Source organism: Phytobacter sp. SCO41 (assembly GCF_003073275.1).
GTDB lineage: Bacteria > Pseudomonadota > Gammaproteobacteria > Enterobacterales > Enterobacteriaceae > Phytobacter > Phytobacter diazotrophicus.
The window spans coordinates 4,077,637-4,090,398 of the sequence record NZ_CP027225.1 but is presented as its reverse complement, the minus strand read 5'-3'; the positions used below and the strand labels follow the sequence as shown (position 1 = coordinate 4,090,398).

General features: G+C 58.7%; 11 protein-coding genes. 7 read left to right on the top strand and 4 right to left on the bottom strand.

Going from position 1 to position 12,762, the window contains the following annotated elements; all coding sequences use genetic code 11:
- Nucleotides 1-77 precede the first annotated feature (77 nt).
- From fepC to fepD, 3 genes are read right to left on the bottom strand one after another with little or no spacing between them, the layout of a single operon-like run.
- Nucleotides 78-878, bottom strand: a complete 801-nt coding sequence (gene fepC / locus C5523_RS20025; protein WP_108701832.1) for an iron-enterobactin ABC transporter ATP-binding protein — start codon at nucleotides 876-878, stop codon at nucleotides 78-80.
- Nucleotides 875-1,825, bottom strand: a complete 951-nt coding sequence (fepG, locus tag C5523_RS20020; RefSeq protein ID WP_255423463.1) for an iron-enterobactin ABC transporter permease — start codon at nucleotides 1,823-1,825, stop codon at nucleotides 875-877. Before fepG ends, fepC begins: the two co-directional genes overlap by 4 nt.
- 38 nt (nucleotides 1,826-1,863) lie before the next feature.
- Nucleotides 1,864-2,868 carry a Fe(3+)-siderophore ABC transporter permease gene (gene fepD, locus C5523_RS20015; protein ID WP_108701830.1) on the bottom strand — a complete coding sequence of 335 codons (1,005 nt, stop codon included), beginning with the start codon at nucleotides 2,866-2,868 and terminating at the stop codon, nucleotides 1,864-1,866.
- Between the two features lie 110 nt (nucleotides 2,869-2,978).
- Here fepD and entS point away from each other — a divergent pair, with 110 nt between their 5' ends.
- Nucleotides 2,979-4,235, top strand: coding sequence for an enterobactin transporter EntS (gene entS, locus C5523_RS20010; RefSeq protein ID WP_108701829.1), 1,257 nt, complete (start codon nucleotides 2,979-2,981; stop codon nucleotides 4,233-4,235).
- 76 nt (nucleotides 4,236-4,311) lie between these two features.
- Here the strand turns inward: entS and fepB are convergent, their stop codons facing one another.
- Nucleotides 4,312-5,271 carry a Fe2+-enterobactin ABC transporter substrate-binding protein gene (gene fepB / locus C5523_RS20005; protein ID WP_108701828.1) on the bottom strand — a complete coding sequence of 320 codons (960 nt, stop codon included), beginning with the start codon at nucleotides 5,269-5,271 and terminating at the stop codon, nucleotides 4,312-4,314.
- A 187-nt stretch (nucleotides 5,272-5,458) separates the two neighbouring features.
- Between fepB and entC the strand changes: the two genes are divergently transcribed.
- The 6 genes from entC (at nucleotide 5,459) to cstA (ending at nucleotide 12,692) form a co-directional block, all read left to right on the top strand.
- Nucleotides 5,459-6,634 carry an isochorismate synthase EntC gene (gene entC / locus C5523_RS20000; protein ID WP_107224720.1) on the top strand — a complete coding sequence of 392 codons (1,176 nt, stop codon included), beginning with the start codon at nucleotides 5,459-5,461 and terminating at the stop codon, nucleotides 6,632-6,634.
- 9 nt (nucleotides 6,635-6,643) lie between these two features.
- Nucleotides 6,644-8,254, top strand: a complete 1,611-nt coding sequence (entE, locus tag C5523_RS19995; RefSeq protein WP_108701827.1) for a (2,3-dihydroxybenzoyl)adenylate synthase EntE — start codon at nucleotides 6,644-6,646, stop codon at nucleotides 8,252-8,254.
- A gap of 12 nt (nucleotides 8,255-8,266) precedes the next feature.
- Entirely contained in the window at nucleotides 8,267-9,118 is an 852-nt protein-coding gene (locus C5523_RS19990) for an isochorismatase (protein ID WP_108701826.1), read from the top strand.
- Nucleotides 9,118-9,864 (top strand): 2,3-dihydro-2,3-dihydroxybenzoate dehydrogenase EntA, encoded by a 747-nt coding sequence (entA, locus tag C5523_RS19985; RefSeq protein WP_071193898.1) that lies wholly within the window; start codon nucleotides 9,118-9,120, stop codon nucleotides 9,862-9,864. Before C5523_RS19990 ends, entA begins: the two co-directional genes overlap by 1 nt.
- Nucleotides 9,865-10,278: a proofreading thioesterase EntH gene (entH, locus tag C5523_RS19980; RefSeq protein WP_041852183.1), complete on the top strand. Its 414-nt coding sequence runs from the start codon at nucleotides 9,865-9,867 to the stop codon at nucleotides 10,276-10,278. It abuts the gene before it with no gap.
- A gap of 308 nt (nucleotides 10,279-10,586) precedes the next feature.
- A complete protein-coding gene (gene cstA, locus C5523_RS19975) occupies nucleotides 10,587-12,692 on the top strand; it encodes a pyruvate/proton symporter CstA (RefSeq protein ID WP_108701825.1) in 2,106 nt (701 codons plus the stop codon).
- Nucleotides 12,693-12,762 lie beyond the last annotated feature (70 nt).

Below are 12,762 nucleotides of genomic sequence, written 5' to 3'. Positions count from 1 at the left end.
AAAATGTCCCCGGTGGCGCTATCGCTTACCGGGGTTACGGTGGTCGCCCGGATGCGAAGTCGCCATCCGGGACAGCATCAGAGCGAACGTCGTCCCAGCGGCACCACCAGCGGCGTACCGGCGATCGGATCTTCAATAATCATACAGCGCAAACCGTATACCGCTTCGATAAGTTCCGCGGTCACAATCTCTTTCGGCGCGCCTTGCGCCACTATCTTGCCGTCTCGCAGGGCAATCAAATGGGTAGCGTAGCGACAGGCCTGATTCAAATCATGCAGCACCGCCGCCAGCGTATACCCCTGCTCGCGGTTTAACGCGCTGAGCAACTCCAACAGATCAATCTGATAGCTGATATCAAGCCAGGTGGTCGGCTCATCAAGCAGCATGATCGAGGTCTCTTGCGCCAGCACCATTGCTATCCACGCGCGCTGCCGCTGGCCGCCGGAGAGCGTGTCCACACTCTGCAACGCCAGCGTGTCCACCCCGGTGGCGCGCATGGCGCGGGTAACCGCCTGCTCATCCTCCTGACGCCAGCGGGTAAACAGCGGCTGGTGCGGATAGCGGCCACGGGCGACCAGCTCCTGAACGGTGATATCACCAGGCGTAGTGGCATTTTGCGCCAGCAGCCCGACACGTCGCGCCACCTCTTTACTGGCAAAACGCTGGATCCGCTCGCCGTCCAGATAAACATGGCCTTTCTCTGGCGTCATCAGGCGGCTCAGGGTGCGCAGCAGCGTCGATTTCCCACAGCCGTTCGGCCCAATAATCGCCGTGAAATGGCCATCGGGAATCGAAACGCTCAGGTCTCTGGCGACAACTTTTTTACCGTAGCCCAGGGTTAACTGTTCGCCATGCAAACGGGCCTGAGTATCGATCATTTCTTGCGGGACTCCTGAATTAACAAGGCGATAAGGTAGATACCGCCAATGCTGACGGTGACGACGCCCACCGGCAACTGATAAGGGATAAACAGCCGTTGTGCGCAAATGTCCGCGGCCAGCAGCAGAAGGGCACCGCAGAGGGCCGATTGTGCAAGGCCCCAGCGTGTGGTGGCGCTGATGCGCCGGGCAATATGCGGCGCGACGAGCGCGATAAATGAGATAGGCCCGGCAAGTGCCGTGGCGGAGGCGGTCAGCACAACGGCCACCAGCATCAGCAGCAGGCGCGAACGCTCCACGCTCACGCCAAGGGCGCAGGCGCTGTCATCCCCCATATCCAGCAGCCGCATACGGCGGGAAAGCAATGCTGCGCCGATAAACATCAGCAGAATAAACGGCGCAGAGGGGAAGGTTTTGGCCCAGGTCAAACCATTAAGCGACCCCGCATTCCACAGCCCGGCAGTAAGCGAGGTTTCCAGCGAGGCCTGTAAAATCAGCCAGGTGTTAAAAGCCATCAACATCGCCCGTACGCCGATGCCGACAATAATCAGGCGGAAGGTTTCAATGCCGTTGCGCCACGCCAGCGACCAGACGATGAACGAGGTCAGAATGCCGCCCGCCATAGCGGCGAGCGTAATCGCCGTCAGATGCTGACCAAAAAACACCATTGCCACCAGCACGCCACTCCATGCCCCGGTGTTAAAGCCCATCACATCCGGGCTGCCTAACGGGTTTCGCATCAGCGACTGGAAGATAGCGCCGCTGACGCCCAGCGCGCCACCGATCAGCAGCGCCATCAGAACGCGGGGCAGCCGCCATTCGATGACCACAAGCTGCATGGCGCGCGGCGCACTCCCGGTGAGCGCATTAATGACCTGGCTGCTATCGAGCATCACCGCACCGCTGCGCAGACCCCAGAGGGCAAAGGCCAGGCTTGCCAGCAGCATCAGCAGACAACTGATGATCAGACGACGGGACGGGGCGGTCACAGGCCACCTCCGCGCGTGCGGCGAACCAGGATAATCAGAACCGGTGCGCCAATAAAAGCGCTAACAATTGACACGCGCAGCTCACCCGGCACCAGCAGACGGCCAATAATATCGGCAAACAGCAACAGGGCAGGGGTGGCGATGAGGGTCACCGGCAGCGACCAGCGGTGATCGGCCCCCACCAGCCAGCGCGAAAGGTGCGGCATCATCAGCCCGATAAAGGCGATGGGGCCGACCACTGCGGTCGCGCTACCGCAAAGTACGGTGATGGCCAGCAGACCAGAAAGCTGCGTGCGCGCCACTTTGCTGCCGAGCGCAGTCGCGGTATCGCTGCCCAAATTGAGACTGTTCAGCGCCCGGCTGGAGAGGAGCGCAATACTTGCAGCCAATAGCACCGGCAGAAGCACAATTTTCACTGTTTGCAGGGTGCGAATATCCAGTGATCCGGCCTGCCAGAAGCGCAATTGATCGTAGACATCGGCGTTGAGTAGCGAAATGCCGCTGGAAAGCCCTTCGAGCACGGCGGCCAGCGCCACACCCGCCAGCGTCAGACGTACCGGGCTCAGTTGCCCTCCACCCTGGCTGCCAGTAAAGGCCACGATCAGCGAAGCGATCAGTGCGCCACCAAAGGCCAGCGCCAGTTGTTCAACGGGGGAGGCGGCGCCAAACAAGGCCGCACCCAGGACAATGGCGAAACTGGCCCCGGCATTTACGCCCAGCAGGCCCGGGTCGGCCAGCGGGTTGCGGGTGAGGGTTTGCATCAGCGCGCCCGCCAGGCCCAGTGCGCCGCCCGCGAGTAATCCGGCCAGGGTGCGAGGCAAGCGTGCGTCGCGAATAATGGTGCAGTCTGCGCTCTGGCAGGTGCCTGTCAGCGCATCAACAATCACGCTGGCGGGCACCGTTTTCGCACCGACCAGCATACTGAGCGCCATTGCCACAATAAGCAGTATCAATAGCCCGAAAAGCGTGAGAGCACGCCTCGAGGAACGGGGAAGCGACATAAAACATTCCTGACTTGATAATGATAGTAATTATCGTTATCGATCTTGTTTGCTTATGTTACCATGCACGCCCTGGAATGGATAAAAAAAGATTGCCTTAAGGCGTTGTAATGAACCAACAATCCCGGCTGCTGAATGTAAGCCTTCTGAAGACGCATCCGGCCTTTCGTGCCGTGTTTCTTGCCCGTTTCATCTCAATCTTATCGCTGGGTTTGCTGGGCGTTGCCGTCCCGGTACAGATTCAGGCGATGACCGGTTCAAGCTGGCAGGTGGGCCTGTCCGTTACCCTGACCGGCGGCGCGATGTTCGTTGGATTGATGACGGGCGGCGTTCTGGCCGACCGTTATGAACGCAAAAAATTGATTCTGCTGGCGCGAGGCACCTGCGGCATGGGTTTTATCGGCCTGTGGCTTAACACGCAGTTGCCGGAACCGTCCCTGCTGGCGATTTATTTGCTCGGTTTATGGGACGGTTTTTTCGCATCCCTCGGCGTGACCGCGCTGCTGGCGGCAACCCCGGCGCTGGTCGGGCGTGAGAATTTAATGCAGGCCGGGGCGATCACCATGCTGACGGTGCGCCTGGGTTCGGTTATTTCCCCGATGTGCGGCGGCCTGTTGCTGGCAACGGGCGGGGTGGCCTGGAATTACGGGCTGGCGGCGGCAGGGACCTTTATCACCCTGTTGCCATTAGTGAGTTTGCCTGTGTTGCCGCCTCCGCCACAGCCGCGTGAACACCCGCTGTCTTCGCTGGTGGCGGGTATGCGTTTTTTGTTCAACAGCCCGCTGATTGGCGGTATTGCGCTGCTGGGGGGCTTGTTGACCATGGCCAGCGCCGTGCGCGTGCTGTATCCCGCACTGGCCGTTGAGTGGCGCATCCCGGCGGCGCAAATTGGCGTACTGTATGCGGCAATCCCGCTTGGCGCGGCGACAGGCGCGTTAACCAGTGGGCGGCTGGCGCAACATCCGCGTCCGGGCCTGTTGATGTTGGGCAGTAGCGTGGGGGCGTTTGTTGCTATTGGGTTATTCAGCCTGATGCCTTACTGGGTGCTGGGCGCGGCGTTTCTGGCCCTGTTTGGCTGGCTGAGTGCGATCAGTTCACTGTTGCAGTACACGTTGATTCAAACGCAAACGCCGGAAGCGATGCTGGGGCGTATCAACGGTCTGTGGACGGCGCAAAACGTCACGGGCGATGCGATTGGCGCGGCAGTCCTGGGCGGGCTTGGGGTTGTGATGACGCCAGCGGCCTCGGCGAGTAGCAGTGGTTTTGTGCTGGCGATGGTGGGTGTGATGCTGGTGCTGACGTTGCGCGAATTGCGTCGGTTTCGCCAGATTCCGCTGGCTTCCCCGGATGGCGGCGCAGGCGCCTGATCCGGGCTACGCGCCTGGAAAACGATTCTGTCGTGAACGTAGCCCGGCTAAGCGAAGCGCCAGCCGGGAGGGCGTATTAGCCAAAAAGCGCGGACAGCCGCGCTAATACCCGCGTTGCACTGTAGTAATCGAGACGGAACGTTTCGGCGCCCAGCGCATAAACACGCTTGTTCTGAACCGCGTTCAGATGGGCAAGCAGCGGGTTGGCATTCAGCGCGTCAGCATCTTTTTGATCGCTGGCGAACAGGAACAGCGCTTCGCCGTTCAGACCGTCCGCCAGATTTTCACCGCCCAGTTGCACGATGTCATGACGTTTACCCTGGCTTTGCAATGTCTGCAATCCTTCCGGCAGCGGTGCGAGCGCAAAACCCAGTTGTTGCAGTAGCTTGCCCTGGGCGGACTCCGTGGTCCACAGATTCGCACTGTGCGCCGCCGGCGTATAAACCAGCGCATTAACCGGCTGCGGCGGCAATTTTATGCGCGCTTTAACATCGGCCATTTGCTTATCGAACTCAGCAATACGGGCAGCGGCCTGTTTTTCCTGGCCGGTGATTTCACCCAGTTGGCTAAGCAGCGCCTGCCAGCTTTTATCGTCGTAATTGATGACCAGGGTCGGCGCAATGGTCGAGAGCTGATCGTAAAGCGATAACGCAGAGTCACCGCCGGTGGCGCTGATCAGAATCAGATCCGGCATCTGGGCGGCAACGGCTTCGGCATTCGGCTCGCCAATATAAATACGCGCGACGTTACGCGATTTCGCCACTTCGCCCCACTGGCGTAAAAAGCCCTGATCGTCGGCGAATCGATTGTTCGGTGTTGTAGCGCCGCTGGCGATAACCGGGGCATCGATAGCCAGCAGTGAACCCGTTAGCGTCACGCTGGTGGAGACAATACGCAGAGGTTTGTGGTCGAGTGTATGGCTGCCTTTGCTATCCGTCACCTGACGCGGCCAGTCGGTGGCGGTTGCTGCGGAAAGTCCGAAAACAAAAATACCCAACATGATAAGGGCCTTGCGGCAAAAGAAAGGGAGTCTCACGGAGTCACATCCTGTTTTTGTTGAAGTTAATGCTTCTCATTTTCATCATTGCGCGTGATGGATGCAAGCGTTAGTCGCAAGGGAGTTGGGCGCACCAGTTGACATGTCGGGTCATTACCTTTAGCTTACCGAACCAAAATTCAAATGATAATCATTCGTAATATATTTATCATTTTTGGAGGATGATATGGATACGTCATTGGCTGAGGATGTACAACAGGCGGCGAAAACCCTGGCGTCGGACCAGTTCTTCTTTATGTCGCCGTTTCGCAGTTTTATGACATCGGGTTGTTTTGCCCGTATCAGTGAACCGGCGGTGGAAGGGGATAGCCCGGACAGCGCGTTTCAACGGAAACTGGCGCAGGCTTTTGCCGATGCTAAAACGCGGGGCATTGCCAATCCGGTGGTTGTGGGGGCCATCCCTTTCGATACTACCCAGCCGTCTGAACTGTTTATTCCCGCTTCCTGGCAGACCTTTTCGCGCCCGTCTAAGCAGCGCTCCTCCCGCTATTTCTCCGGGCACGACATGCCTGACGTCACCAGACGTACGGAAATTCCGCCGCAGGATGTCTTTATGGATATGGTTGCCCGTGGGGCCGCGCTGACCGCCACACCGGAGGTGGACAAAATAGTCCTCTCGCGGCTGATTGATATTGCCACCGATGCGCACCTCGACAGCGGCATCCTGCTGGAGCGCCTGATAGCCCAAAACCCGGCGAGCTTTAACTTTCATGTTCCGCTGGCGCAAGGAGATGTGTTACTGGGCGCAAGCCCGGAACTGTTGCTGCGTAAAGAGGGTGATCAATTTAGCTCTCTGCCGCTGGCAGGGTCGGCGCGGCGTCAACCGGATGACATGCTGGATCGCGAAGCGGGCAACAGACTACTGGCCTCGGAAAAAGACCGTCATGAACATGAACTGGTCACTCAGGCGATGAAAGCCTTACTGGCACCGCGCAGCCGCGCCTTGAGTCTGCCGGATTCCCCGCAACTGGTTACCACCCCGACGCTATGGCATCTGGCGACGCCGATTGAGGGAACCGCGCTACCGGGTGAAAACGCCCTGACGCTCGCCTGTTTGTTACATCCCACGCCTGCACTGAGCGGTTTTCCGCATCAGGTGGCGAAAACGCTGATTGCCGGGTTAGAACCCTTTGAGCGTGAATTGTTTGGCGGCATTGTCGGCTGGTGCGACGCCGAAGGTAACGGCGAGTGGGTCGTGACTATCCGCTGCGCGCGCATTCACGAAAACCGCGTTCGGTTATTTGCCGGTGCGGGCATTGTCCCCGCGTCGTCACCGGCGGCGGAGTGGCGCGAAACCGGCGTCAAGTTGTCCACCATGCTGAACGTTTTTGGCCTGCATTAAGGAGCGATGATGACCATTCCCTTTACCCCCTGGCCGGATGAATTCGCCACGCGCTACCGTGAAAAAGGTTACTGGCTGGATGTGCCGATGACCGACATACTGACCCGCCATGCGCAAAGTGACGCGGTGGCCGTAATTGAGGGTGAGCGCAGTTTTAGCTACCGGCAGCTTCATCAGGCTTCTGACAATCTGGCAAGCGCGTTACAGGCGCAGGGTATTCAGCGCGGCGAAACGGCGCTGGTACAGCTTGGCAATGTGGCTGAGTTTTACATCACCTTCTTTGCGCTGCTCAAAATCGGCGTTGCCCCGGTGAATGCGCTGTTCAGCCACCAACGCACGGAGCTTAACGCCTATGCCGTGCAGATCAAACCAGCATTGCTGATTGCCGACCGTGCGCATGCGCTCTTTGCGACCGATCAGTTCTGGCAGGATTTCACCGCCGAACATGCATCGGTGCGCGTGTCGCTATTTCTTAATGACAGCGGTGAGAAGTCGCTGACGGCGGCGATTGAGTGCCCGGCAGATACCTTTATCGCCACGCCGACGCCGGCCGATGAAGTGGCCTTCTTCCAGCTTTCTGGCGGCAGTACCGGCACGCCGAAGCTGATCCCTCGTACCCATAATGACTATTACTACAGCATCCGCCGTAGCAACGAAATCTGCGGGATTACGGCAGATACCCGTTACCTCAACGCACTGCCCGCCGCCCACAACTATGCGCTGAGCTCCCCAGGCTCGCTGGGGGTGCTGTTGGCGGGCGGCTGCGTAGTGCTGGCGAATGATCCCAGCGCCACGCTCTGCTTCCCGCTCATCGAAAAACACCGCGTCAACGTTACGTCGCTGGTACCGCCTGCGGTCAGCCTGTGGTTACAGGCGATTGCCGAAGGGGCCGACAAGGGGCAACTGGCTTCGCTCAGGCTGCTACAGGTGGGGGGCGCGCGTCTGTCTGCCACGCTGGCGGCACGCATTCCCGAGGAGATGGGCTGCCAGTTACAGCAGGTTTTCGGCATGGCGGAAGGGTTGGTGAATTACACCGCGCTGGACGACACCCCGGAGCGCATTTTCAACACCCAGGGCCGCCCGATGTGCCCGGACGATGAAGTCTGGGTGGCCGATGAAAACGGTCATCCGCTGCCGCGTGGTGAAGTGGGGCGACTGATGACGCGCGGGCCGTATACCTTTCGGGGCTACTTCAACAGCCCGGAACATAATGCCAGCGCCTTTGATGCCAATGGCTTCTACTGCTCCGGCGACCTGATTTCTATTGATGACGCGGGTTACATCACTGTGCAGGGGCGCGAGAAAGATCAGATCAACCGGGGTGGCGAGAAGATTGCCGCCGAAGAGATTGAGAATTTACTGCTGCGCCACGAGGCGGTGATCCACGCCGCGCTGGTCAGCATGGAAGACAGCCTGTTGGGGGAAAAGAGCTGCGCGTATCTGGTGGTCAAACATCCGGTACGGGCGGTGGAGATCCGTCGTTTCCTGCGTGAACAGGGGGTGGCGGATTTCAAACTACCGGACCGCGTTGAATGCCTGGCGGCACTGCCGCTGACCCCGGTAGGCAAAGTGGATAAGAAACAATTACGCCAGACGCTGGCAGAACGCGCCCAGGCGTAACGAGGAGAAAAGATGGCCATTCCCAAACTGACCGGCTACGCACTGCCAACCGCGAATGATATCCCGGATAACAAAGTGCAGTGGGCCTTTGAACCTGACCGCGCCGCCTTGCTGATTCATGATATGCAGGAGTATTTCCTCAATTTCTGGGGCGATAATTGCCCGATGATGGAAAAGGTGGTCGCCAATATCGCCGCGCTGCGCCAGTTCTGTAAGCAGCACAATATCCCGGTTTATTACACCGCTCAGCCAAAAGAGCAGAGTGATGACGATCGCGCGCTACTCAACGATATGTGGGGGCCGGGGTTGACCCACTCGCCAGAGCAGCAACGGATTGTGGCGGCGCTTGCCCCGGACGAAGCCGATACGGTGCTGGTGAAGTGGCGTTACAGCGCCTTTCACCGTTCGCCGCTGGAGCAGATGCTGAAAGAGACCGGGCGTAATCAGCTCATCATAACGGGCGTATACGCCCATATCGGTTGTATGACGACTGCCACTGATGCCTTTATGCGCGATATCAAGCCCTTTATGGTGGCCGATGCACTGGCGGATTTCAGCCGCGAAGAGCATATGATGTCGCTGAAATACGTGGCGGGCCGCTCCGGGCGTGTGGTGATGACCGAGGCGTTACTTCCGGTGCCCGCCAGCAAAGCGGCGCTGCGCGCACTGATCCTGCCGCTACTGGATGAATCTGACGAGCCTTACGATGATGAAAATCTGATTGATTACGGGCTGGATTCCGTACGCATGATGGCGCTGGCGGCGCGCTGGCGCAAAGTGCATGGCGATATCGATTTTGTGATGCTGGCGAAAAACCCGACCATCGATGCCTGGTGGGCGCTGCTCTCTCGCGAGGTCAACTGATGGACTTTTCAGGGAAGACCGTCTGGGTGACCGGAGCCGGAAAAGGCATCGGTTACGCCACGGCGCTGGCGTTTACTGACGCGGGCGCGCAGGTAACGGGGTTTGACCAGGCTTTTGACGGTGAACACTACCCTTTTACCACCGAGATACTGGACATTGCCGATGCAGAACAGGTCTCGCGGGTCTGCTCTCGTGTGTTGGCGCGGAATGCGCGGCTGGATGTGCTGGTCAACGCGGCGGGCATTTTGCGTATGGGGGCAACGGATGCGCTTTCGCAGGAGGCGTGGCAGCAGACTTTTGCCGTCAACGTTGGCGGGGCGTTTAACCTGTTTCAGGCGACCATGGCGCAGTTTCGCCAGCAGCGGGGCGGTGCGATTGTCACCGTGGCCTCCGATGCCGCGCACACACCGCGCATCGGCATGAGCGCTTACGGCGCGTCGAAAGCGGCGCTGAAAAGTCTGGCGCTGACGGTGGGGCTGGAGCTGGCCGCCAGCGGCGTGCGGGCGAATCTGGTCTCACCTGGCTCTACCGATACCGATATGCAGCGTACTTTGTGGACCAGCAGCGATGCGGAACAAAAGCGTATCGCCGGCTTTGGCGAACAGTTTAAGCTGGGTATCCCGCTGGGGAAGATTGCCCGCCCGGAAGAAGTCGCCAGTACCATTCTGTTTCTGGCGTCTGACTATGCCAGCCACATCACGCTACAGGATATCGTGGTGGATGGCGGCTCGACGCTGGGGGCATAAATGATCTGGAAGCGCCGTTTAACGCTTGATGAACTCAATGCCACAAGTGTCCGCACGCTGGTCGGCCATTTAGGGATTGTCTATACCCGCCTGGGTGATGATGTGCTGGAAGCCGAAATGCCGGTGGATGCCCGCACATATCAACCTTTTGGTTTGCTGCACGGTGGGGCTTCCGCCGCGCTGGCGGAAACGCTGGGGTCGATGGCCGGCTATATGATGACTGTCGATGGTCAGTGTGTGGTGGGGACGGAGCTTAATGCCACCCATCACCGTGCGGTGTCGCAGGGTAAAGTGCGTGCCGTCTGCCAGCCGCTGCATCTGGGCCGTCAAAATCAAAGCTGGGAGATTGTGGTGTTTGACGAGCAGGGACGGCGCTGCTGTACCTGCCGTTTAAGCACTGCGGTGATTGGGTAGCGAGATTGCCCCTTGTCCTAATCATGGCCTGAAGTGGACTGGAGCAGGTTTTCTCCCTCGCCCCTTTGGGGAGAGGGCCGGGGTGAGGGGAACAGGCCGCACCCTTCTCCCAAATCCAAACCCGCTTCCTCCTCTCATTCTTCTCCCCCCATACTCATTCAAATACGCCCTATAAGTGATCCCCGTAGCACACTGAAATAAATGCCCGGATTGATAGCGAAATTCCAATGTTTCAATGTTGTTAAAACACGCAAAGTGTTCTAGAAACAAAATGTAACATTCTCCTCTTTCGCAAACGGATAATCGCTATGAATAACTCAGGGAAATACCTTATTTGGGCATTGCTCTCCGTTGTCGGGGCGTTTGCCCTTGGCTACATCGCACTTAATCGCGGTGAGCAGATCAACGCCTTGTGGATAGTCGTTGCCGCAGTTTGTATCTATCTGATTGCCTACCGTTTTTATGGGTTATATATCGCCAAAAACGTGCTGGCCGTCGATCCGGGTCGCATAACGCCCGCCGTGAAATACAACGACGGGCTCGATTACGTCCCGACGGATAAAAAAGTGTTGTTTGGTCACCACTTTGCAGCAATCGCCGGGGCAGGGCCGCTGGTGGGTCCGGTGCTGGCAGCCCAGATGGGCTATCTGCCGGGGATGATCTGGATCCTCGCCGGGGTGGTGCTTGCCGGGGCGGTACAGGATTTTATGGTGCTGTTCGTCTCGACTCGCCGTGATGGACGTTCATTGGGTGAGTTGGTCAAAGAGGAGATGGGGCCAACGGCTGGGGTTATCGCACTGGTGGCGACCTTTATGATCATGGTGATCATCCTGGCGGTGCTGGCGATGATCGTGGTGAAAGCACTGACCCACAGTCCGTGGGGGACCTACACCGTTGCCTTTACCATTCCACTGGCGATTTTCATGGGGATCTACATCCGCTACCTGCGTCCTGGGCGCATTGGTGAAGTTTCCGTCATTGGCCTGTTTTTCCTGATTTTTGCGATTATCTCCGGCGGATGGGTGGCGGAAAGCCCGACCTGGGCCCCGTTCTTTGATTTCACCGGGGTACAGTTGACCTGGATGCTGGTGGGCTACGGCTTTGTGGCCGCCGTACTGCCGGTCTGGCTGCTGCTGGCACCGCGTGATTACCTTTCTACCTTCCTGAAAATTGGTACTATCATCGGCCTGGCGATCGGCATTCTGATCATGCGCCCGACCCTGACCATGCCTGCACTGACGAAATTCGTTGATGGCACCGGCCCGGTCTGGACCGGCAACCTGTTCCCGTTCCTGTTTATCACCATCGCGTGCGGTGCGGTGTCGGGCTTCCATGCGCTGATCTCCTCTGGCACCACGCCGAAAATGTTGGCGAACGAAGGGCAGGCCTGCTTTATCGGTTACGGCGGTATGCTGATGGAGTCGTTCGTGGCCATTATGGCGCTGGTGTCGGCCTGTATCATCGACCCGGGCGTCTACTTTGCGATGAACAGCCCGATGGCGATACTGGCACCTGCCGGGACGACCGATGTGGTGGCCTCTGCCGCGCAGGTGGTCAGCGGCTGGGGCTTTAGCATTACCCCGGACACGCTGAAACAGATTGCCACGGAGGTGGGCGAGCAGTCGATTATCTCCCGTGCGGGCGGTGCGCCAACGCTGGCGGTGGGGATGGCCTATATCCTGCACGGCGCGCTGGGCGGCATGATGGATGTGTCGTTCTGGTATCACTTCGCGATTCTGTTTGAAGCGCTGTTTATTCTGACGGCGGTGGATGCCGGTACCCGTGCCGCACGCTTTATGCTACAGGACCTGCTGGGGGTGATTTCACCGAACCTGAAACGCACCGACTCGTTACCGGCAAACCTGATTGCAACCGCGCTCTGCGTACTGGCCTGGGGTTACTTCCTCCATCAGGGGGTGGTCGATCCGTTGGGCGGCATCAACACACTTTGGCCGCTGTTCGGTATTGCTAACCAGATGCTGGCGGGCATGGCGTTGATGCTCTGCGCGGTTGTACTGTTCAAGATGAAACGTCAGCGTTACGCATGGGTGGCCCTGTTGCCCACGGCCTGGCTGCTGATTTGTACCCTCACCGCCGGCTGGCAGAAAGCGTTCAGCCCGGACAATAAGGTCGGCTTCCTGGCGATTGCTAATAAGTTCCAGGCGATGATCGACAGTGGTACTATTCCGGCACAGTACACCCAGTCACAGCTTTCCCAGTTGGTGTTTAACAACCGTCTGGATGCCGGGCTGACCATTTTCTTTATGGTGGTGGTTGTGGTGCTGGCGTTCTACTCGGTGAAAACGGCGCTGGCGTCGCTGAAAATCGACAAGCCAACGTCACAGGAGCGTCCGTATGAGCCCATGCCGGAAAATCTTGATGAGATTGTGACTCAGGCAAAAAGCGCACATTAACCTTTGCCCTCACCCCGGCCCTCTCCCACAGGGGGAGGGTGTCAACGTTCCCTCTCCCTGTGGGAGAGGG

Excerpts from the sequence above, each read along its gene's own strand:
- fepC (WP_108701832.1), bottom strand. The coding sequence starts at position 878 with ATGATCGATACTCAGGCCCGTTTGCATGGCGAACAGTTAACCCTGGGC.
- fepG (WP_255423463.1), bottom strand. The coding sequence starts at position 1,825 with ATGCTGCTGGCAAGCCTGGCCTTTGCCCTCTGGGGTCTGCGCAGCGGT.
- fepD (WP_108701830.1), bottom strand. The coding sequence starts at position 2,868 with ATGTCGCTTCCCCGTTCCTCGAGGCGTGCTCTCACGCTTTTCGGGCTA.
- entS (WP_108701829.1), top strand. The coding sequence starts at position 2,979 with ATGAACCAACAATCCCGGCTGCTGAATGTAAGCCTTCTGAAGACGCAT.
- entC (WP_107224720.1), top strand. The coding sequence starts at position 5,459 with ATGGATACGTCATTGGCTGAGGATGTACAACAGGCGGCGAAAACCCTG.
- entE (WP_108701827.1), top strand. The coding sequence starts at position 6,644 with ATGACCATTCCCTTTACCCCCTGGCCGGATGAATTCGCCACGCGCTAC.
- C5523_RS19990 (WP_108701826.1), top strand. The coding sequence starts at position 8,267 with ATGGCCATTCCCAAACTGACCGGCTACGCACTGCCAACCGCGAATGAT.
- entA (WP_071193898.1), top strand. The coding sequence starts at position 9,118 with ATGGACTTTTCAGGGAAGACCGTCTGGGTGACCGGAGCCGGAAAAGGC.
- entH (WP_041852183.1), top strand. The coding sequence starts at position 9,865 with ATGATCTGGAAGCGCCGTTTAACGCTTGATGAACTCAATGCCACAAGT.
- cstA (WP_108701825.1), top strand. The coding sequence starts at position 10,587 with ATGAATAACTCAGGGAAATACCTTATTTGGGCATTGCTCTCCGTTGTC.